11 protein-coding genes and 2 pseudogenes are annotated in these 24,086 nt (G+C 39.6%); 7 read left to right on the top strand and 6 right to left on the bottom strand.

Going from position 1 to position 24,086, the window contains the following annotated elements; genetic code table 11:
• Window positions 1-512: 512 nt before the first annotated feature.
• The 5 genes from BUB91_RS18050 to BUB91_RS18030 form a co-directional block, all read right to left on the bottom strand.
• Window positions 513-1,451: a glycoside hydrolase family 43 protein gene (locus BUB91_RS18050; protein WP_073100626.1), complete on the bottom strand. Its 939-nt coding sequence runs from the start codon at window positions 1,449-1,451 to the stop codon at window positions 513-515.
• Between the two features lie 64 nt (window positions 1,452-1,515).
• On the bottom strand, window positions 1,516-2,436 hold the full coding sequence (locus BUB91_RS18045; protein WP_073100598.1) for an alpha/beta hydrolase: 921 nt from the start codon (window positions 2,434-2,436) through the stop codon (window positions 1,516-1,518).
• 13 nt (window positions 2,437-2,449) lie between these two features.
• On the bottom strand, window positions 2,450-5,431 hold the full coding sequence (locus BUB91_RS18040; RefSeq protein ID WP_073100597.1) for a glycoside hydrolase family 2 protein: 2,982 nt from the start codon (window positions 5,429-5,431) through the stop codon (window positions 2,450-2,452).
• 3 nt (window positions 5,432-5,434) lie between these two features.
• Window positions 5,435-6,559 (bottom strand): glycoside hydrolase family 88/105 protein, encoded by a 1,125-nt coding sequence (locus BUB91_RS18035; protein WP_073100596.1) that lies wholly within the window; start codon window positions 6,557-6,559, stop codon window positions 5,435-5,437.
• Window positions 6,560-6,582: 23 nt separating this feature from the next.
• A complete protein-coding gene (locus tag BUB91_RS18030; protein WP_073100625.1) occupies window positions 6,583-9,324 on the bottom strand; it encodes a glycosyl hydrolase in 2,742 nt (913 codons plus the stop codon).
• Window positions 9,325-9,586: 262 nt separating this feature from the next.
• On the opposite strand from BUB91_RS18030, the gene BUB91_RS18025 reads away from it, so the two are divergent.
• From BUB91_RS18025 to BUB91_RS17995, 7 genes and pseudogenes are all read left to right on the top strand, one after another.
• Window positions 9,587-12,703, top strand: a complete 3,117-nt coding sequence (locus BUB91_RS18025; protein WP_073100595.1) for a SusC/RagA family TonB-linked outer membrane protein — start codon at window positions 9,587-9,589, stop codon at window positions 12,701-12,703.
• Between the two features lie 10 nt (window positions 12,704-12,713).
• Window positions 12,714-14,201, top strand: coding sequence for a RagB/SusD family nutrient uptake outer membrane protein (locus BUB91_RS18020; RefSeq protein WP_073100594.1), 1,488 nt, complete (start codon window positions 12,714-12,716; stop codon window positions 14,199-14,201).
• A gap of 238 nt (window positions 14,202-14,439) precedes the next feature.
• Complete coding sequence (locus tag BUB91_RS18015) at window positions 14,440-17,625, top strand: SusC/RagA family TonB-linked outer membrane protein (protein ID WP_073100593.1); 3,186 nt, start codon at window positions 14,440-14,442, stop codon at window positions 17,623-17,625.
• Window positions 17,626-17,635: 10 nt separating this feature from the next.
• Entirely contained in the window at window positions 17,636-19,525 is a 1,890-nt protein-coding gene (locus tag BUB91_RS18010; protein WP_073100592.1) for a RagB/SusD family nutrient uptake outer membrane protein, read from the top strand.
• 200 nt (window positions 19,526-19,725) lie between these two features.
• Complete coding sequence (locus BUB91_RS18005) at window positions 19,726-20,901, top strand: sensor histidine kinase (RefSeq protein ID WP_128759396.1); 1,176 nt, start codon at window positions 19,726-19,728, stop codon at window positions 20,899-20,901.
• A gap of 239 nt (window positions 20,902-21,140) precedes the next feature.
• The gene (locus BUB91_RS18000) at window positions 21,141-23,357 is read left to right on the top strand and encodes a prolyl oligopeptidase family serine peptidase (protein WP_073100590.1); all 2,217 of its coding nucleotides are present in this window, start codon (window positions 21,141-21,143) and stop codon (window positions 23,355-23,357) included.
• Between the two features lie 103 nt (window positions 23,358-23,460).
• Window positions 23,461-23,742 (top strand): annotated as a pseudogene (locus tag BUB91_RS17995) (cysteine peptidase family C39 domain-containing protein); the annotation flags it as partial.
• A 19-nt stretch (window positions 23,743-23,761) separates the two neighbouring features.
• On the opposite strand, the pseudogene BUB91_RS17990 reads toward BUB91_RS17995, so the two are convergent.
• Window positions 23,762-24,086: pseudogene (locus tag BUB91_RS17990) on the bottom strand (transposase); the annotation flags it as partial.

The following is a 24,086-nucleotide window of genomic DNA, read 5'->3' as shown; positions in this document are numbered from 1 at the left end:
CTCACTTCAAATTTCACGATACCTTCTTGTAGGCCGTTTTAAAAATGTATTGCATAAGAGATTTTAGAAAAAAGAAAGTATTCATACCCGAAGGGTTAACTGGATGCCCCTCCCTCGGTTCAGAATAGCTGCAGGCCGTTCCGAAGGACAGGAGCGGTAGCGACGCGGAACGGACAAGGCGGTTTTCGCCTCAAGCGAAAAATTCCTAAGCGAGGGGCTCTTTTCTTTTGGTTCGTTTTCTTTGGAGAAGACAAACCGAGGGCACGAGGTTCACGAGCACCCGTGAAATAATAATCACGCGAGCTAAAGAAAATGAACAAACATGATTAGAAGTAAGCCTTACTCAAATCTCCGATAGGAGATCAAGCAACACATCATTAGAATTATAACTCCTATTCATTTTCCCGTTCTTTTGCCTTGATGCTAAAACCAAATTTCCTCATCCCCTGCCCGAGAAGGAAGTTTTAATATTACGTTTTAGCCCGCGATTGTATCGCGGCTTAAAATCTCGATTATGGATTAAAATCTTTTTGAATGGCTTTCAATTCTTTTGAAGAAACACGTATCGCAGTTCCGTGACGGATTCCATCGGGAAAAGAAACCTGATCAGAAATATCGGTCCAGGTTTTAAGATCTGAAGATTGAACTGCTCCATATTGATGGTCGGTGTATTTATCGAAATACACCAACCATTCCCCATCTTTCTGAATGGCTGTTGGTCCTTCTGCCCAGTACTTGCCGGTAATGGGTTCTCTGGCCTCAGTATACGGTCCGGTTAAATTTTGTGCTGTTGCCACTTTTAAGTTTTTACGAGCCGGTTCACGGGTTTCATCTTTTAAAATCATCACATACTGCTCGCCGTCCCATTGAATGGTCGCATCAATAGAATTGAACCCCGGGTCGTATAATACTTCAGCTTTGCTAAATTCCTTAAAATCTTTGGTCAAGGTATAATACATTCTATGATTGTAGCCCGCATCTTTTTCTGATTGAGTTTCCGGAAAAAGACCGGGGATTGTAGTCGCCCAGTAAATCATATACTGCTCATTCTTAGCGTCGTAGGTAATTTCAGGAGCCCAACAATTACGGGCTCTTTCTTCGTGTTCCATCACCGGTATCAATTGCTGTTCTGACCAGTTCACCAAATCTTCAGAAGAGGCATAACCGATTCCCCGCTCGGTCCAGCCTGTCGTCCACACCATATGATACAAACCATCTCCGCCTAAAATAACCGCAGGATCTCGCATCAGTTTTTGTTCACCAACTTCGGGCGTCAAAATAGATTGATCCTTGTTGAGTGATTTCCAGTTTAAGGCATCTGTGCTATAGGCGAGATGCAACCCGTCTTCCCCGTTTCCTTTAAAATAGGTAAAGATATAGGCAGGATCTTGGGCTTTGCAGGAGATGAAGCCAAAGTTTAATACCAGAAGAAATATGAGTTTTTTAAGCATAAATTCAATATTTGTAATGCGTATATGATTCTGAAACAAGTTCAGGATGACCTTTAAATTGAGACTATTTAGTTATCAAATCATGTTTTTTCAACCATAAGCTCAATGCTTCCGGCCAGGAATTTGCTGTTGCAGAACGTCCCATACCGAAACCGTGCCCCCCATCTTCGTAAATGTGCATTTCGACAGGAACACCGGCATCTTTCAGCGCTAAATAATAATTAATACTGTTTGCAACAGAAACAGCACCGTCATCAGTGGCATGTACTAAAAAGGTCATCGGCGTTTCCGGAGTTACCTGATATTCGCCACTAAATTTATAAACGGCTTCCTGAGACGCATTTTTCCCTAATAAATTGTCACGAGAACCTTGATGCGTAATTCCACGTTGCAAACTGATTACCGGATAAATCAACATCGAAAAATCGGGTTTTGCAGAAACACCTTCGGTCGACTCGTAAACATGGTCTGCATAATGCGTAGCAGCTGTTGAAGCCAAATGTCCACCGGCAGAAAAACCCATAATACCAACCTTACTGGTATCGATTCCGTAAGTTGAAGCATTTTGGCGCACATAGCGAATCGCACGCTGTGCATCTTGTAACGGACCAATGGTTTTATCCTTCATAATTGCATCGCTGGGCAGTCTGTTTTTTAAAACAAAACCGGTCACTCCTTGTTCTGCAAACCAGGCTCCTAATTTGTAACCTTCTTTATTTATCGCTAAATGACTGTAACCTCCACCCGGACAAATCACAACTGCTGTACCAGTTGCTTTACCAGATTCGGGTTCAAAAATAGTTAGTGTAGGTTCGCTTACTTTACTATACCCAGAAACTACATCACCATCTAAAGCTTGTTCTTCTTTATAATCTTCGGCTGCAATGCTTCCGGGAATTTCATCCCAGAGTTTTACTTCTTTTTGCTGTGCTAATAAGGCATTGCTAATTAATAAGCCCATAATCAATAAGTTTCTCAAATTCATTTTTTAAAGCATATTAGTTTTTAAGAGATTCATAAAATTCAATTTCTACAATACGCAGCTGCCCTGTGGCGGTGGCGGCTTCATCGTCTTTAAACAAATCAAGCTCTTTATTAGGATCTACCTCAACAATATCGTCAAAACCATCCTCTTCTTTTTGAGCTCCGGCCAACTGAACGGTAATCTTATCCGTTTTCACCGCTTTCAACGGAATGGTAATATATCCTAAACTTTGCCAGGACTCCCCCTCAAAAACCACTTCATCTCCTGCTAAAATACGCAAAGGATATTTTTTTCTGCGCCATCCGGTTAACTTAATCACACATTCATTTACTGCTGCTTCCCGAGCTAAATTATACGTAATCCAACCGGTTTTTGCTTTCCCATCATTGCGCCACTCGGTAAGTTCATTATCATCATAACTGTAATACGGGTTGTCATCCTCGCCTGCAGTTACCCCGGAACGAATAAATACCGGTGTTCTTTTTTTTGTAAACGATCGCGTTTGTGGCGTAGGACCCCGTTCTAAATTGGAAACTAAATCAGCTCCCGGAAGTTCGGTTGCTAGTCCGTTTTTTGTTATAAAAGGAACAGATTCTAACTTAATCGAATCCGTTTTTAAGCCTGAAGCTTTCGCTTTAATTTTTATAGTTCCTGCTTCTGTTTCAGATTGAATCATAAAGCGATTTACACCATTCTCAACCGGTAAAACTTCAGACTGAATGTAGTTCTCAGGACCATCAGCAATTCCGCCCAACCAGCTTGCAGGACCACTTAAATCAAACTCAATTTTAGAATTATCAAGCGGGCAGCGCTGACCGTTTTGATCAACTACCTCAACCTCAAAAAGAGCAACATCAGCACCATCTGCCCTAAAGCTATGCTGCTTTTCTAACTGCGTCAATCTGATTTCGTGAGCTTCTCCAGCGGTTTGTTTTTGATCCTCACTAAGTATATTTCCTTCAGCATCATAACTCACTACTTTGACTTCGCCTGCTTCAAAATCAATATTTTCAAAAGTAAATAGAAAGCTATGCTCACGCTCGCCAAAACCTTTTGATTTTCCATTTATAAAAAGTTCTGCTTGTTCCCCGGTGGAAACCGCATAGAAATCTTTGACCGTTCCCGGTTTGTAGTTCCAATGTCCCAGCATATGTGTGCCGTGCTTTTCGATATCTACCCATCCATTCCACATCACCTGATGCGCATAAAAACCATCCTTAGGAATCCGCATCGGATCGGTTTCTCCACTGGTTCGGTAATTTTGTTCACCACGGTAATGCGTATTGGTGTCAGAAAATATAATATTTACGCCACCCGAACTCACGCGATGTCCCGTTCCCGGACGTGCTACATAATAATCATTCCAACGAATCACATCTTCGATGGCGTGTCTATCTTGATTGTGATTGTATGAGGTTGCAGGCTCACCTTTGTAAAGCGGCCCATCCCCTTCTTTGTGGAAAGGCGGTGAAAACTCATCCCAATATTTACGCATCCCTTCATCCCGGCTATACTCTGTTGCCCACATCGGTATGCGAGCACTTTTATTGATATACAGCATTTCGCCACCATATTCTGCTTCCCGACTGTCTAGCATTTCACGAGAGCCTATTGCGCGACCTCCATAGGGGTCATAGGTATCACGCAGGGCTTTCATCTCGGCCATATGCGACTCACTGATGGCATCATTGCCGCTTTCATAAAAAAGTATACTCGGGCTATTGCGGTTGTAAATAATTGCATCCCGCATCAAACTGGTGCGTTGCTGCCAATGAGCTCCTTGTGAATCCTTCTCTGCATCACCCGCGGGCATCGCTTGTATCAAGCCGACCCGATCACAAGATTCTATATCTTGCTTCCAAGGTGTGACGTGCATCCAGCGTACTAAATTGGCATTGCTTTCAACCATTAACCGATTGCTATAATCACTCAACCATGCGGGGACAGACATACCTATTGCAGGCCACTCATTACTGGTGCGTTGTGCGTATCCTTTCATTTGCAACACACGATCGTTCAGATAGACTTTACCATCCTTAAAGGCTGTTTTTCTAAAACCTGTTTGGGTTGAAACCTCATCAATGGTTTTCCCATCAATTTTGAGTTTAGATTTTACCGTGTATAAATACCCGTAACCCCAACTCCAAAAATTTAAATCCTCAAGCTCTTTTGATGCTGAAATAATCGTTGTCTCATTAGGTTGAAGTTTTGTTTCAGGTCCTGAAAATTCAGCTATTTTCTTAGCATCTAAATCGAAAACTTCAATCTCATATTGAACTGTTTTAGACTCCTCATATTCATTCTTAACTTCTGATTCCACATGAACTGTAGCCTGACTTTTTGGAATATCAAAATCGGTTGCATAAACGTAAACTCCTGTTGTTTTTAAATTAGAATACAACGGAATCGTCTGGTACAATTTATCTGTAATATGAAGAAATACGTTTTTAGGGATACCGCCATAATTGGCATTGAAGTTTATATTGTTCCAACGGTAGGTAGCATTTGTGCTGCGCTGGCGGTATTTCCAGTCATTATCAATTCGTAAGGCAATCGTATTGGGCTTTTCATTAAATACAACGATATCGCTAACATCTAAACCAAAAGCCATAACGCCGTTTTCATGAAAACCTACGTGTTGACCATTTACATAAATATCACCACCTTGACGAATACCTTCAAACTCTAAAAACACCTTTTTGCCCTCAGCATCTTCCGGAAGTACAAATTGTTTACGATACCAAACAATACCAGTCGTATGCTCATCTATAGATTTTAAGAACGCTTCTTCCTGATTATAGGCATGTGGCAACGTGACTGAAGTCCAAGCTTCTGTATTAAACTCCTTTGCAGATGCTCCTTCAAGAGCTCCGGTTTTAAACTGCCAATCGCTGTTGAAATTAAAGGTTGCCCGTTGTGCAAAAAGGCCTTGTAGCGACACTACAAAGCCAATTAAAATCAGTATTCGTTTTATAGTTTTAAAATATCTATTCATTACTTAATATTCTAATCTATACATTTCTGAACCGGCTAATAAGAAACAGCCCAAACCATAATCTTCAAAGTCTGGTTGTTTATCATACGACAAAGGTTGCCCGTCTTTAGGCTCTTTTCCGGTAGATTGTAACCAACCTAAAAAGCCATTTTCGTGCACACTTTCAGAAACCATTGCATTCCAAGCTTTAGTAACTACTGGAAGATATGCTTCTCGATCTAACAGATCATTATTGATTCCATATGCGATTCCGTAAACAAATAAGGCTGTACCTGAAGTTTCTTTTCCTCCAAAATGTGTGGGATCGTGTAAACTCACATTCCAAAATCCATCTTTTCGCTGCACTTTTGCAAGAGCTTCTGCCATCGCTTGTAAATCTTCAACATACTGCTCCCGATGCGGCGCATCTTCAGGAATTATAGAAAGTGTTTTTGCTAAAGCAGCAATCACCCAACCGTTCCCGCGACTCCAATAACTATCTTCTCCATTAGGCTCAGTATACGGCGGATCAAAATCAGCATCACGCCACCAGAGTCCGTCTTCCGGATTGTACAATCCGTTTGCTCCAATTACATTTCGGCTTTCCATATACATCTCGTACATCTTCTCAAAATACCGCGGATCATTTTCCAATACGCCCATTTTTGCAAAAACCGGCATGCCCATTTGTATCGCATCAATCCAGTCCCAGTCTCCATTTTGAGGTGTGAGTAAGAACTTCTGCATACAGGCTCTGGTATTCTTTAATTTCTCAGGATCGGGTTGCAAATTGTATAAATCAATATAGGTCTGTGCCGCATCATAATCATCAGCATTGCGGGTTTCATTCCCACTTCTAAAACTCCATTCGTGAAAATTTGCCCAGTCTAGCGCATAGTTGTAGTATTCTGCTTTTGGGTAAATCTCGTGTAATGCCATCAATCCCTCATAGTACACCCCACGGGTCCAGATATGGCTGGGTCGCTCTTTATTAGTAATAATTGTTTTGCCCACATCCGGCCATTTTTTCATAAAGTATGCATTTGCCAGTTCCATTTTGGCTAAAACATCATTTCGGTCAATTTGCTGTTGGGCTGCACAATTAAAGTTGAATGCTGCTATAAATGCTAAAACGAGTACTTTTTTCATCTAACTATTTTTATGGAGTTTGTTTATTTGGTTTCGATTTGAAGTGGAATCAATTCAATAGGACCTAACAAGCCGGAGGGTGTAGGCTCCCATACCTTGGCATCAAAAGGTTTATAATCTTTATTCACCATATTGATCTCGTAAAAAGTCTTCCATTCTTCACCGCGTAATTCTTTTGCCCGTAAACGGTTTGCAGCAAGATTGGTCACCCTTAAGGTTAACGTATTTTTACCGTTTTTAAGTTGACCTAAATTCAACTGATAGGGTACTGACCAGGCAGTACCCATGTAATTACCATTTAACCAGACTTCAGCACTTTCGCGCACGTCTCCCAGATCCAGGCGCCACGCATCTGCTTCTTGAGACGGTTTTTCAAAAGTTGTGGTATAACGTGCGGTGCCCGAAAAATGCTCCGCATCCTCACCAAGACTTGTCCAGGATTTTAAAGTTTGAAGTTTTGCAGATTCCGGTAATACAGGGCCACCTTCTTCAAATGTAATTTCCCAATCAGATTCTAGCAGAATACCTGTTGCTGTAGCTTCAGCATATTCCCAAGGCTGTATGATTTCGGAAACATTCGTTTTTAAGATCAAGGCATCTCCGGAAGCAATTTGCACTTTCACCTCAGTCTTTCCTGCTCGATCACGGGTAATCGCTGCGCCTGCCTTTCGCGAAAGCGGATCTAAAATCACAGCGTTTGCTACCGTTCCCGCAAGCGGAATAAACGTAGCGACATCTTGAGCAGTGTGATTTACCAAATAGTAAATTTTAGAAGCACCATCTGCTCTTCTGATGAATTTTAAACCGGTATTCACCAAGTTTTCGGGTTCTATTTCAGCAGCACCCAAACCTGACTGTAGTGTAGTAATGGCTAGATTATTTTCAGCAATCAGGTTTTTAAGTGTTGCATTTTTTGCTTCAAACTCAAAGAATCCCGGTACGCTTTCCGGTAATCCCAAAAAGATAATGCTTGCGCCCTGTTTTTTCAATTCGATTAACTTATTCAGCGTAGCTAAAGGCATATACTCTGAATCAGGAACGACTATAGATTTATAAGTTCCTCCGGGTAAAACAAGTTGTCCATCTGAAACCTTGACTTTTTGTAGAAAATCATCAGAGAGAAAATCTACCCCATATCCTTTTTGCATCAGCTCATTAGTAGTCTTATAAAACGGAGTATCCAGCAACCACTCATTAAGCGAGTGAATTTTAAACTGAAAAAATAACTTTCCGTCTTTATAGCTGTTGTATTGATCATAAATAGGCCAATACAATAACGTCTCATTATCCGGTTTCCCTTCCTGAAGCACCGATTGCACATTGGTTAGATACGAGAACAATGCCGGTGCATCTTTCCAAATCGTGTTTTTTGGACTAAAATTTACAGATGCATAAAACTTCCAACCCGGCCACCCGGCACGCTCAGGTGAATACGTAGATCCATGTAAAAAAATATGATTGACCCCGTTGAGCAAAAGTTCTTCGGCTTCTGGTTTCGTTTGCGATAACGCCGTTTTAAAATGCTCGCGCAACCACGTAAAAGTTTCAGAAGAAACCAGCGGTTTACCTGCAATATGTCCTGCAGAAGAAGAGAACTTCAACATCACCGGATCTGCATCACCAGTACGAATATTTTCCGCTTCGCGTCTAAAACCTTTAATATCATAAGGCATAGAGCCAAAAGTCTCACACTCCGGTATATCTGCAGCTGCATATAAATCGATTAAATTTCCCGGCGAACCGTGTGCCTGCAATTTGGTTTTATAACCCTTTTTATTAGACCAAGCGGTCCAAGGCTCATTAAACTGCTGCAGTAATAAATCGGATAAGGTTTCCCGGTAATCACTTTTAACCCGATTTCCTAAATCGTTATCGCTGTCACTCAATAATAAATTGATGTGTGGTTTTAAATCATAGCCCCGTTGTTCTTTAAAAAAAGAAAAGAACTTGGGTGTAAAATCGGTCCCATACACTTCATAACTATCATTAAAAATAGCTCTTAGATTTCCGCTGAGTTTTGCAAAAGCAGTATCGTAAGGTTGCACATAATCTTCAAAAGCTTCTTTAGAATAATGATCTAAAGTATACCCGGCACCGCCAGGTGCAGCACGTTTTACCTGCTGTCCTGTTTTACCGGTAAAAACAGCATAAACCGTATAATCTGAATCTTCAGGAGTCCAGTTGAGTCTTCCGTCTTCAACTTCCGCTGTTAAGTCCTTAAAGTTTTCATCAACATCATAAGCCAAAACAGCAGTAAGCCTTGCAGGTTGCTTCTCTTTAGCATCGGGCGCTAAAATTTCATTGAAAAGAGTTCCTTGTTGAAGTGGGTATTTTTGAATAACCAATTTTGTAGCGGCATACTCCTGTTCTACTTGCGGACCACCGTAGGGCCAACCTGTTCCCAAGACCATATCAACCCCAAGTCCCAGACTATCTGCTGTGGTAATTGTATAATCTACCAGCTCCAGCCATTTTGGCGAAAGATGCTCTAAAAAATTAGACTCCTCCCCTTTTGCTCCATAAATAGGAGTAATCTCTACGCCACCCAAACCTGCTTTTTGAAAAGCCACAAGGTGTTCTTTTAAGTTGAGTTTATCTACCGCACTACCCATCCACCACCAACGGGTCCAGGGTTTTGTAGTTTGAGTAACCTCAGGCCAAAGTTTATCACCTGAATTAGAAAAGTCATTGCTTTCTTGAGATTTGCAGCTCAACACAAGCACAAAACCCATTAAAAGAAAAATAGAATTAACGTAAAAACGCATAGAAATAAGATTTAAATCTGAAAATACAATGCCTTGCATCACTATTCAAATTACGCTAAAAATAGAAGTTCAACAAGCAAATGCTATCCTGTGCCGTCCTGTTGAATACAAATCAATTTTAAACAGAATACAATAACCTATTAAAAAAAGCAGGATAGCACAGCACAGTAAGCACAGGATAGCTACAACGTTGTAATCAATTACTTTTAGCTTTCAAACAATGATTTTTTAAAGTTAAAACACTCTAAATCTTTTCTCAATTATGAAACAATTAAACAAACGCATTTTACTGTTTCTAGGCAGTTTGCTGCTAAGTACAGCAGTCTGGGCTCAGGAAAAAACAGTTACAGGTACTGTAACTGATCCTCAAGGAATGCCATTACCCGGTGTAAATGTCCTTGTTAAGGGTACCACCTCTGGTACACAGACCGATTTTGACGGTAACTTTAATGTTCAGGCTTCTGAAGGCGACATACTACTTTTTTCATATGTAGGAATGAAATCGATTTCGCAAACGATTACAAGTGCTGAAACATACATGGTCGCAATGGAAGAGGACAGTGCCGTACTTGATGAAGTAGTTCTTGTTGGTTATGGTACTCAAAAGAAATCAAGTATTACTACTGCTGTTGCTACGATGGACACCGATATTTTAAACCAACGACCCATTAGTAAAGTAGATCAGGCTATGGTTGGTCAGATGGCCGGTGTACGCGTAAAGCAAACCAGTGGGGTTCCCGGAAAAAGTTTTTCGGTGCAAGTAAGAGGTACGGGTTCTATTTCTGCCGGCAATCAACCTCTTTATGTTATAGACGGTTTTCCCTTAGAACCAGCTACCCAAAATGGGAATGGAGATTTTGGTTCTGGTAACCCTTTAGACAACATCAACCCGGGCGATATAGAATCTATTCAGGTATTGAAAGATGCTGCTGCTGCTTCTATTTACGGATCCAGAGCATCTAACGGGGTTGTACTCATAACGACAAAATCTGGAAAACTGGGGAAACCTAAATTGAGTTTCAACACCTATTACGGAATCAACCAGACCGTTAAAAAACTGGATGTACTCAGTGCTGAAGAGTGGGTTGATCGAGCTACTGAAATTATTGATGCTCGTTGGGTTAACTCTGGAACAGGAAGAACTGCAAATCAAACTAGCGCAGAACGACAAGCTATATTGGGAGGTTTTGATACGAACTTCATTAAAGATGATCGTTGGTCTCAGCAAGGTCATCCCGGTTTAGATTATATGGACTGGCAAGATGAGTTTTTCCGAACAGGTGAAGTAAAAAGTTATCAACTTTCTGCTCGTGGTGGAAATGAATTTGTAAACTATTTCATCTCTGGAGAACACCTTGATCAAGATGGTATTGCACTTGGTGTAAATTATAAGAGATACTCTGCTCGTGCCAATGTTGAGATTACAGCAAATGAGAAATTGAAATTCGGTATCAATATTGCTCCATCGTATTCGGTTACACAAGACCCTGGTGTTGAAGGGAAGGATAACCTGATGCACTATGTAGTATCTGCTACCCCTATTTCAGAAAATGGTCTAGACTATAATGTAGGAGATAACAATCCGTATGCTTGGGGACGTAGTGTACCTAGCCCAATACGAACTATTGAAAATACAATAGGAGAGAACAAAATATTCAGAACCCTGACTACTTTGTATGGTGAATATGAAATCATAGAAGGACTAAGAGTTAAATCATCAATCAATCTGGATAATACAGAAGCTAAAAACAAATACTTCAAACCTTCTTTTGTTGACCGAAACAGGCAAGCTTCTGGTTCATTTTCATCGTATCAAAAACAAAATTTTGTAAATGAAAATACGGTTAATTATGATTTGGATTTTAACGATATCCATACCCTATCCTTATTAGGTGGTGCTTCCTACAGCATCTTCAAGTTTGACAATCAGCGCATTCTTGCTGCAGAAGGTTTTGGGTCTGATGATATTACAACAATTAATGCTGCTAACAACATTAGTGCTAGCGGCACCTATACCTTAGAATCTAAAAAAGTTTTGATCTCTTATTTTGGGCGTGCTCAATACGGATATAAAGATACGTATTTATTAACGGCAAGTATTCGTAGAGACGGCTCTTCTAATTTTGGTAGAGACACTAAATGGGGTGTATTCCCATCAGCATCTTTAGGATGGAATATTGACAAAGAAAAGTTTATTTCAGATGTTAACTTCATCAGTAATATGAAACTTAGAGCCAGTTGGGGTCTTGCAGGTAACAACACTTTTAGTGATGATTACGCCAGTATTTCGAGAATTGGTTTTTCTAATTATTCGTATAACGGAAATTTTGCAACCGGTCAGGTGCCCATCAATTCGGCTAATCCTAACTTAAGCTGGGAAGAATCTGAAACCATTAACTTTGGTACAGACATTGGCTTATTTAAAGGAAGAATTTTCACTTCATTTGATTATTACGTAAAAACCAATAAAGACTTGTTATTGAGTGTGCCGGTACCTACTGCATCTGGTTTCTCTTCTGCTGTTACCAATATTGGTAAAGTAGAAAACCGCGGTTGGGAATTTGAATTAACCACGCGCAACTTACAAGGTGGCGAATTTACCTGGACAACTAACTTCAACTTGAGTCATAATACGAACGAAGTAAAGCAACTAGGACCAGACAACTCTCCTATTCTGGGTGGCGATTTTGATATAGAGCACAACATTCTTCAAGTAGGTCAACCGCTGTACAGTCTTTTCTTAGTTCAGCAAGATGGAATCTTATCTGCTGAAGATATTGCTAATGGTGCTGCTCTTTATGGGAATCAGATGGAAGGTGATCCTAAATACGTAGATGCAAATGGTGACGGTGTGATCAGTCCGGCAGACCGAGTACTTTCAGGACAGCCAAACCCAGATTATGTTTACGGCATAACCAATACGTTTACGTATAAAGGTTTTGACCTTACGGTATTATTACAAGGTCAATCAGGAGGTAAAATCTATTCTACTTTTGGTAGAGCTATAGACAGAACCGGGCAAGGCTATCAAGATAACCATTTAGGATTCATAAGAGACCGCTGGAGATCTCCAGAAAATCCTGGTAACGGTATTGAGGGTAAAGCCTATTCAACCTTTGGTAGAATTAAAAATACAGACTGGTTATACTCTTCAGACTACTGGAGAATTAGAAATATCACCTTAGGGTATGACCTGGGAGCTATAATCAACACCAATATATTTTCTGGTCTGCGCATTTATATAACAGCAGAAAACTGGTTTGGAAATGATAAATATTATGGAGGCTTCAACCCCGAGGCAGTAAACAGTAGTGGCGATGACTATGGAGCTTTCCCGCTTTCAAAATCAATTGTAACCGGATTAAACTTCACTTTTTAATAAAAACATCATGAAAAAATACATAATCTTAATCGTGCTCTCGGTCTTAGCATTTTCTTGTTCAGAAGATCTTGACCAAACACCTATATCAGAACAAGGCAGTAATAATTTTTACAGAAACACAGCAGACTTCGAGTCGGCAGTAAATGGTATTTACAGTACCTTACAAAATTATCCTGTTTACCAATTTTATTTATCTGAAACACGATCTGATAATTTATATGCCGTTTCTCCTACCGGAGTTCGTGCTTATGATCCTATCAATGCTTTTGACCTTTCTTTGGCTACAAATACTATTGTAGCAGACAACTGGAATACTGATTTCACTGGTATTTTTAGAGCCAACACGGTACTTGATCAACTCAATGAAGAATTAGTTCCTGATGCTGCTACATTTGAAAGATTGATGGGAGAAGCTAAATTTTTGAGAGCCTTTTTCTACTTTGACTTAGTGAGAACTTATGGTAAAGTTCCGGTTTTTGATCGAGTTTATACACCTACTGAAACCTTAGAAATACCCCGCGCTCCGGTTGCTGAAGTTTATGAACTAATTCTCGCAGATTTAACAGAAGCTGTAAATCTGTTACCAAGCTCCTACGGTTCTGATTCTCTAGGAAAGGTTACCTCTTGGGCCGCAAAAGCTATATTAGGTCAGGTTTATTTAACCCGTTCCGGACCTACGTATGGTATTGAAGGCCCCGGTTTAAACTCTAATGAATACAATCTTGCTTTAGAGCAATTTAATGATATTATCGACAACGGTCCTTTTGATTTTGTTAATGATTATGCTTCCATATTTGATTACAACAATGAGCATAATGAAGAAATTATTTTCAATATCGAGTATGTCTCAGGAGGTACTGGTGTAGGTGCAGAATACCCTTCTATACCGGTTCCTGACGGCTATTTACGGGTGAATTCTGTTGGTTTTTCTAACGGTGAAACAGCCAAACAAGTTGCCACAGATTTAATAAACTCGTATGAAGCAGATGATATTAGAGATGACTTAGACATTCTTCAAGGTTATGCTGACCTAAACGGGAATTTCAATCCGGTACCTTTTTATACTAAATATCTAAATCTAGACCGCGCAGGACAAGACCGTTTTGATTGGGGGCTAAATTATCCGATTGTTCGTTATACCGATATTCTCACGATGAAAGCCGAAGCCATTCTTATGGGCGGCACAGGTACTCAGGCTGAGGTAGATGCTGCGGTAAACGCTATACGCGATCGTGCAGGACTTACTGCTATAGCTGGTATAAATCTGGCAACCTTACTGGAGGCAAAGCGCCTTGAGTTTGCCGGTGAGAGCAGAAGATGGCATGATCTGGTTCGTACAGGAACAGTAGTAAATACAATCAATTCTTGGATTGAAGATGAAGATGTACAGAACAGAATGTTACCAATGGATGAAAATCAAATCATCTTCCCCGTTCCTTCTTCCCAAATCACAGTTAAAGAAGGTCTATACCAACAAAATGAGGGTTATGACTAAAACCACATACGCTTGAGGCTCAATAAGTCTCACAACTAATTATCCTTCTAAAACTTAGGCTTGTACAACTTGTACAAGCCTAAGTTTTAATCTTAAATTTAAAAACAGTGCGCGATTTCATTTTAAAGCTTAACATTTTTTGCATCACAGTACAGGATACCTCAAACGATGTATTTATATAATTTTAGCCATCAAACAATGATTTTAAAGTTAATACTCTCAAAATCTTTTCTCAATTATGAAACAATTAAACAAACACATTTTACTGCTTCTGAGCTGTTTCCTGCTAAGTACAGCAGTCTGGGCTCAGGAAAAAACAGTTACAGGTACTGTTACCGATGCTCAGGGCATGCCGCTGCCTGGGGTTAATGTACTCGTACAAGGAACGCAACGCGGAACTCAAACAGATTTCGATGGAAACTTCAGCTTACAGGCTGCTGAGGGCGAAACCTTGCTTTTTTCTTTCCTCGGAATGAAATCGATTTCGCAAGCAGTAGCAAGCTCTAATTCGTATTCGATAACGATGGAAGAAGACAGCTCCGAGCTTGACGCTGTAGTTGTAGTAGGATATGGGACTCAGAAAAAGTCAGATATAACAGGAGCGATTTCTCAAGTCTCTTCAGAAGAACTGAATGACTTCCCGGTACAAAATACCCTACAAGGTATACAAGGTAAAGCGGCTGGTGTAAACATATCATCTAATGCACGTCCGGGTGAAGTAGGAACAATACGTATTCGTGGAAACCGCTCTTTGAGTGGTAGTAACAGTCCGCTATATGTTGTAGATGGAGTTCCTTTACAATCTGGTGGTTTAGAAGCATTCAACCCTAATGACATAGAATCCGTAGAGATATTAAAGGATGCTTCTGCAACAGCTATTTATGGTTCTAGAGGTGCAAATGGAGTTGTTTTGGTTACTACTAAAAGTGGTAAAGACGGTAGGTTTCAACTGAATTACAGCACCAATGTTACTGTAGAAAACATACGCAACTTGGCTGATTATTGGAATGCCGGTGAGTATGCAGAGTATCGTAGAGACGCCTTGCGCGGCGCTGGATTATATGAAGGTAAAGGCTATGCAGATCCTACTTTGGACATTCAGTATTTTGGCGGAGATAATACCGCATTAAATAATATTCTTGACGGATATTCTTGGGTTGATCGTGATGCACGAATTGTACAAACCCGTCCTGCAACGGCTGAGGAACAATCGCAGTTCGGTGTGAGTGAGATACCGGTTTATAATGGTTCTCAAATACCTACTGCAAACTGGACACGCTTTGCAGAACAAACAGGGATTTTACAACAGCATAACCTAAGTGCCAACATGGGTAATGAAAAAATGAAGGCCTATATTTCAGCAGGTTACTTGGATCAAAAAGGTACCGTACCCGGGCAGGAATATAAACGCTACAGTACACTACTCAATTTAGAATTAACTCCTGTTGACTGGTTTACCATAGGTGGTACCATCAACGCGAGCTACTCCATTCAAGATTATGGTTACGCAGCCGGAGGTTCTAGAGGCTCTAGAACGCTATACGAGGCGGCTTTGGGTCAGCTTCCTTATGCTCAGCCTTATGATGATAATGGAGAGTATATTTTTAACCCAGGTGGTAATCCTAATATAATCAACCCTATAAATGATATAGGTGAAGTAATCAATGAGCGCAAAACTGCCAGAATGTTTGGAAGTTTTTTTGCTGAATTACAAATTGCAGAAGGACTTCGGTTTAAAACCATTTTTGGTCCTGACATCAGGAATTACCGAAATGGACAATTTCAAAGCGCAGAATCAAGCCTTAGAGGTGGTGGGAGCTCCTCTTCTACAAACTATGCCCGCTACTCTACCAGCGAAAACGTCTCATGGACACTTGAAAATTTATTATACTACAACAAAAACTTTAATGACGTTCACGATCTAGGCATCACACTTTTACAAAGTTCCTCTCGAGTTACCGGTGAAAGCAACGATATGACTGCTACAGATTTACCCTATGACAGTCAGCTGTGGTACAATCTGGGATCTACAAACAGAGGTGCTTTAGAAGGATGGGGTTCGGGTTATACCAAACGAACCTTAACCTCCTATATGGCGCGTATTAATTATGGCTTACTCGACAAATATTTACTTACCGTAACCGGAAGAGCTGATGCTGCTTCAGTATTAAGCCAAGGAAACAAATGGGATTTCTTCCCGTCTCTTGCTTTAGGTTGGAAGATGGATCAGGAAGATTTTATGAAAGATGTAGACTGGATCAATCAGTTTAAACTGAGAGTGGGGTATGGTGAAGTGGGTAATCAGGCGGTGGACCCCTATTCTACTTCAGGAGGTCTGGTACGACTTCCGTATATATTTGGCTCTACAGCAGCTCCCGGGTATGTTGTGGGTGACCCTAAAGGAACCGATCAGGGTAGTCTCCCCAATCAGGATCTGGGCTGGGAACATACCAGACAAATCAACTTGGGATTAGATTACGGTTTTCTAAACAACCGAATCAGTGGTTCTATTGAATATTATGTGGCAAACACAGATGATATTTTGCTTAATAAAACACCCAATTCTGTTACGGGTTATGGAACCATTACCGTAAATGCAGGTAAAACCCGTAACCGTGGGGTTGAGTTAGCCCTGTCTACTGTTAATATCGAAAGTCCTGATTTTAGATGGACCTCTGATTTGACCTTTACGGCAAACCGTACTGAAATTGTTTCTTTAGTTGATGGCAGTAAAGAGGACGATATCAACAACGGCTATTTTATAAACGAACCTATAGGAGCGATTTATGATTATAAAAAAATTGGTATTTGGCAAACAGCAGATGCGGATGAGATTGCACGCTACAATGCAAATGGTGCTGATTATGAACCGGGAGATATCCGCGTTGAAGATGTAAATAATGATGGTATTATAGATCCTACAAACGATCGCCAGATCATAGGAAACCCCAACCCAGAATGGATAGGTGGTTTTATAAACACGTTTAGCTACAAAAACTGGGATTTGGCTGCCTTTTTATATTCAGAATGGGGAGCAACTATACGTGGAGGTGCTGTTGATCTACAAGGACAATATGTACACCGCGCTGTAGATTACTGGACTCCAGATAATCCTACTAACGCATATCCGAGACCCAATTATAATAACGGAGGACAACCCCTTTACTATAGCTCCATGAATTATCAGGACGGTTCATTCATTAAACTTAGATATGTTTCTCTGGGTTATAATTTTGACCGTGAAGATATTGAACGTATAGGTTTGACCAATCTTAAGGTATATGCACAAGCTATTAACCCTTGGTTATATTCTAAAGCAGATTTCTTAGATCCTGATAGTAGTTTTCAAAACGGAGGCTCTAACAATAGCGCCTCTTCAATTACTACCAGAAGTTTTGTTGTAGGATTAAACGTTACATTCTAAAAAAAGCATTATGAAAAATATATATATAAAATTAACAATCTGCGCGCTTGCTGTGCTTCCCTTGGGATACAGTTCTTGCAGCGAAGAATTTATAGATGAAGAACTGGTCGCTGTACTTACTCAGGAACGGTACAACACCCCTGAAGGAATAGAAGATCTAGTGAATGGAGCCTATGAAGGACTCCGCTTCCACTTCAATTACGAGTGGGCATATGTACTTACTAATTACGGAACCGATACGTTTACCAATGGCGGTGGAACCAATCACATCCGTTGGAATCAATACAGCAGTGAACTTGATGCTACAGAGTCTGATAACCTCGCTCCATATTGGGATAACATGTATGCGCAGATAAACTTGGCCAATATAGGTCTTTCTAAAATACCTGAAGTTTTAGATGAAAGTCCGGCATTGCGTGACACCCGTATGGGAGAACTATATTTTCTTAGAGGTTTCAACTATTTCAATTTGGTAACGCAGTTTGGTGATGTGCCCATTTCTACAGAACCTATTACTACAGACCGTGCAGATTTCCCAAGAGATCCTAAAGAAGAGGTGTTCAACTTATTGATTGATGATTTGACCAAAGCTGTAGAAATGCTTCCTGTAGAAGAATCTCAAGAAGGCCGTTTAACCAAAGCCGCAGCCCGTCACTTTTTAGCTAAAGCTTATTTAACGCGTGCAAGTGAAATCAATGCTGAAATCACACAGGCAAATGATTTACAAATGGCAGCCACACTGGCCGATCAGGTAATCAGTGAGCGCACGCTGGCTCCAGATTATAATGACATTTTCAATTATACGGCTGTAAACGGTCCCAATGAACAACTGGATGAGATTTTATTAGCTGCACAGTTTGACAACACCCAAGCTCTTTTAGGACGTTACGGAAACCAGACGCATCTGTATTTCTTATCGGTGTATCGTTTCTTTCCGGGAATGACACGTAACTTGGCAGACGGGAGAGAGTTTCAACGTTTAAAACCTACCGATTACGGTTTAGATAACTTTGACCGAGTGAATGATTCTCGTTTTTACAAAAGTTTTCAGACATCTTACATTGCTCAGAATACAAACTCCGTTCCGGAATGGACGGCCGCAACGGCTCCAAGTCCAGATCTGGTAGGCGAACTCAAATTCAATGTAGGAGATACGGCTGCTGTTTATGTAATTAACGAAGCAGATGATATGCGTTTTACCCCAGAATACAAAGCTTCTTTAGCTCCTCTAGTTGTTGCCCGCTATGCAGTAGATGCAAATGGCAATCAAGTTACCGATTTCAACATCAGTACTTACCCTTCTTTGTCTAAGTATAGCGACCCGTTTAGAACAAACTTTAATGATTCAAAAGGAACGCGTGATGGTATTCTGGCGCGTTTAGGAGAAACCTATTTGATCGCTGCTGAAGCATACGGTAGAATGGGTCAGTATGGTACTGCACTAGGATACATCAACACCTTGCGGGAACGTGCTGCCTATAAGGATGGGGAAGATAGAGGTTCTGCATACTACCTAACCGAAACCGAAGTAGATTTTGGCAATACTACAAGTACAGCAGATGCTATGGTTGCTACAGAAGCATTCTTCACCCCGGGAACAACAGAAGCAAACTCGCAATTATACCCTCCTGGAGTAGGCTCAAAAGCAGCTATGTTTATCGAGTTTGTGCTTAACGAACGGGCTCGTGAACTAATGGGTGAATTTTACAGATGGGTAGATCTTGTCAGAACAGAGCGCTTAATAAGCAGAGCTCAGGCATTTAACCCGGATGCAGCAGCAAACGTAAGTGAAAAGTTTACCTTACGTCCGGTTCCTCAATCCTATTTAGATGCCTTAATCATAGATGGCAGTGCACTCTCTGCCAGCGAAAAACAAGCAATGCAAAACCCAGGTTTTTAAGCTTTTAAAAATCCTTATTTTCTAAACTAAATAGTCAACCTTTCACCTAAAGGTTGGCTATTTTTTTTTTAGGTATCTAACACTACGTTATAAAATGCTATTGCATCAGATACTTAGTAGATACTAACCGAATAATCTAAAGAAAACATGTTATTTAGCTCAAATAATTGAATACTTTTGCCATCCCTAAATCGCTCAATTTGAACACACAAGATTACAAGCGTGCCAAAGCACTGGCAAAACTTGATTTGGATTATCACGAACTCAAAAGTGATTTCCAAGCTTTAAGTATATTAGCTGCTAAAGTAGCCGGAACCGAACTTTCCGAAGTCAATTTTATTGATAATTACACCCAATGGACTGTTGCCGGATCTTCAGGGATATTCAATCAGAAACCCCGCGAACAGGCTATTTGTAACTTCACAATTGAAGAAGCAGATCATTTTAAAATTCGTTTGGATCTGGATGAAAACTTCAAAGAGACCGATTATGTCAAAATAGATGGCTATAAATTGTATTATGGTATTCCACTAAAACTTAATGATGAAATCGCTATAGGTTCGCTATGTGTTGCTGGTAAAGCCGTTGAAGACCTAAGCGAAAGCCAGGTTGAGCAATTGCATTTGATTGCCAAACAAATCGAAAAACAAATTCTTTTAAAGCAAGATTTACTGATTACAAAAAAAGAAGCTTTAGAAGAGCGGAAATTGAAAAGACGCTTAGCTCACGATGTTAGGAGTCCAATAAGTGGTATTGCGCAGCTGATTGATCATTCAAATTACACAAAAGACGATTCTGAAGAATTATTAAAGGTTATCAACCTTATCTCAGCCAGCTCAAAAAGCATCCTGCAACTCGTTGAAGATATCTTAATTGAAGAGACAAACAGTCATACGCCAACTTATGATCCCGGTTCCTTTTTCACTTTAGAAAGACTTACACAAAAGTTGATTGATCTTTATAGTCCGCAGGCACAAGCTAAAAATATTGAACTTCAATTTGACTACAGCCCCAGTAAACTCAAGTTTTCAAGAAACTATTTATTGCCAATGATAGGCAATTTAATTTCAAATTCTATAAAATTTACAGAACCCGAAGGGCAGGTTTTTCTAAAATTAGCAATTCAAAATAACACAGACTTTAAAACCCTTAATGTAGAAGTTTCAGATACGGGTATAGGTATGGATGCTGAGCAAATAGATGACCTATTCAATAAGCAAGCAATACACCGGGAAGGTACTTCAGGTGAGCAAGGCTATGGAATGGGACTGGTTTTTGTTAAACAACTCTGTGAGGAGCTAGAAGGCACTTTAACTATTGAGTCTAGACTTCATAAAGGGACCAGTATTAAATTGAATATTCCTTTGGAGCAATAAAGCAACTTCTCCGCATCCCAAACCCTTCTCCCTTGACTCCTTCCCTAAGGTCGGAGCGGGAGCTTGACGCTAACTCAACTTGAAGTTCTGCTATATTCCACTAGATCCATCATCGGTGGTTCGGATAATGGAAATAATGATGATGATGGCGATATAGACAGAGGAAAAATAAAAGTTCCTACTAGCGGAAAATAAATTTATCTAAAAGGTCTATAGTTGTATATTGACCTTTTTTTAATATGAAATACTACACGTTTTTAATTTTAGGAGCATTTCTTTTTATCAAATGTTCCAGCTCTATTTCCCAAATAGGATTTAATTATCCTCAAATTGAGCCCGTTATTGAAATTGATACCATTTTTGGAAAAATAATATCAGACCCATATCGCAATCTTGAAGATCTTAAAAATAAGTCTGTAAGTTCTTGGTACGAGAAGCAAACTAGTCTTGCTGATTCTGTTTTAAATAACATCAGCAATAGATCTGAAATATTAAAAAAACTTCTTGATTATGACGGTAGAGTTTCTGCTTCTATCCGAAACATTCGTCCTCAGGAAGATGGGAGTTTTTACTATCTAAAGCGAGATGCTGGAGAAGACTCTTTTAAACTTTGGTATCGCGAAAGTATTAATGGCGATGAAAAAATGCTCTTTTCACCAATTGATTACAATCCAGATGAGAACCAATATACCATAAATTATATTTCACCGAGCTGGGATGAAAAACATATAGCAATTAGTCTGAGTCATTCGGGCAAAGAACTTTCTTCAATATTAATTCTTGACACAGATACCGGTGAGATAGCTCCGGAGATTATACAAAATGCTTGGCCTAGTTCATTTTTAGGAATTAACTGGTTACCCGACAGTAGTGGCTTTATTTTCCTGTATTTTCCTGTTGCAGATGCTGACGCAGAAGATTTTAAAAAAAATACGTACTCGGTACTTTACAAATTAAAAGATCCTGCTGACAAACTAAGGCCTATTTTTGGAAACAAACAGAATCCTGAACTTGGAATTTCTGAAACTGGAGAATTTCCAATTGTATCTATTAAATCACAGCAAGACGAATTTATGCTTGGGTATTTAGCTACGGTTGAAAATCACTGGGATGCATATATAGCACCTCTAACAGATCTTCAAAAACCGAAAATCAATTGGGAGCCTTTTTATACTAAGGAGGATAAAGTATTTACTTCAAAAGGTCAATTTAGGGATAGTAGCTTTTATTATAAGACTGTCAATGAAGCATCAATTTACCAACTTGCTGAAGTACTCTTAAATAACCCTGACTTTAAAAATCCTAAGTGGATTACAAATCATACACAAAATGAAAATGTAGAAGACTTTAAAACCCTAAAAGATTATATAGTCTATTCTACTACACAAAATGGTGTTGATGCTAAACTTTATAAATATATAACTGGTAAAACCCCTGTAAGAATTGAGCTTCCTAAACAATCAGGCTCTATTGAGTTAGCTTCAATTAATCCGCAACACAATACCATATGGGTTGAAACATCGGGATGGGTATCTGATTATAACCGATATAATTTTAATCCAGAAAATAATCTCTTTACAAAAGAAAATTTGGCTGATCGAGCCAGTTTTCCTGAATTTGAAAATATCATAGCGAAAGAGGTTTTAGTCACCGGTCACGATGGTGAGGAAATTCCGCTCTCTATTATATATTCTAAAAACATCAATTTGAATGATGAGAACCCAGCCCTGCTTTTCGGTTATGGAGCCTATGGAAGCTCAATTAATCCGTTTTTCTCACCTACTTTTTTATACTGGGTTGAACAAGGAGGTGTTTTTTGCATTCCACATGTAAGAGGTGGAGGGGAGAAAGGAGATGAGTGGTACGAAGATGGAAAAATGCTCAACAAAGAAAATACTTGGAAAGATCTGATAAGTGCTACGCAGTACCTTATTGATGAAGGTTATACTTCAAAAGAAAAAACGGCTGTTTATAGCATGAGTGCAGGTGCAATTATGGTGGGAAGAGCTGTTACAGAGAGACCCGACTTATTTAAGGCTGTGGTTGCAGAAGTAGGCATCCTTAACCCATTACGCAATGAAGCAAAAACAGATAAAGGTGGATCTAATGTAAGTGAATTTGGGAGCATAAAAGACTCAATACAATTCCCTGGTTTAGTCAAAATGGATCCTTATTTGAATCTTAAACAGAATACAGATTATCCAGCTATGTTAATTACTGGTGGAGATAATGATCCAAGGGTTCCTATATGGATGCCAGGAAAATTTGCTGCCTTAGCGCAAGATTATAACCTATCAAATAATCCTATTCTTCTTAAAATAAATTATGATGCAGGCCACGGGGATTTTGACGAAACGGAACGTTTTTACCAAGACTACGTAGACCTTTTTTCATTTTGTTTTTGGCAGACAGGAAGTCCTAGATTTCAACTAAAAAATAAGCTTCAAATCGAATGAGCCGTTTAGAAAAAATTAATTGCGGTATTCCAAAATATAGTTATCGCTCGTTATAAAAAAAGTTATCTGAATTATACGTTACGAAAAAACTCAATGAAAACAATTGAAACGTTTTCCAATATACCGACAACCCGATTTAAAAGACTGCGGTCCCTCCTGTCTTAAAATTATTGCTAAACACTACGGTAAGAGCTTTTCTATACAATCATTAAGAGCTATTAGCGAGACCACACGCTCAGGAAGCAATCTTTTTTCCCTGAGTGATGCGGCAGAAGAAATTGGTTTTCGTTCCATTGGCGTCCGTATTAATTTAAATAAACTTAAAGAAGCTCCCCTACCCTGCATTTTACATTGGAACAAAAATCACTACGTAGTTCTTTACAAACCTGAGTTCGATTTAAGTATTAGTAGAAAAGTGCCACTTGATTGGTTTTTTGAGTTTCAAATTTAATAGCTGGTTTCTTATCCTGAAAGGAATATGCTATAAGGCTAGCTACAAGATTGTAATAAAATTACCAAAACTTCTATGTCTGGAATGCTCTGCCTGGCAGATATTTTTGAGCTGATCGTTGATAGTCTCTATGACAGACCTCTTTCGCAATAGGATTTTATCTCGCATGGTCATCAGCACATTCTTCATATTATTTTTTATTCCTGTCACTAAATGTAACCCCTGATCGAATAGTAGTTCAGCTAGTTCCTTAGAGAGGTACCCTTTATCAGCATACA

This window comes from Leeuwenhoekiella marinoflava DSM 3653, from assembly GCF_900129005.1.
Lineage (GTDB): Bacteria > Bacteroidota > Bacteroidia > Flavobacteriales > Flavobacteriaceae > Leeuwenhoekiella > Leeuwenhoekiella marinoflava.
The sequence above is the reverse complement of the archived record's forward strand: the minus strand, read 5'-3'. Positions and strand labels throughout refer to the sequence as shown.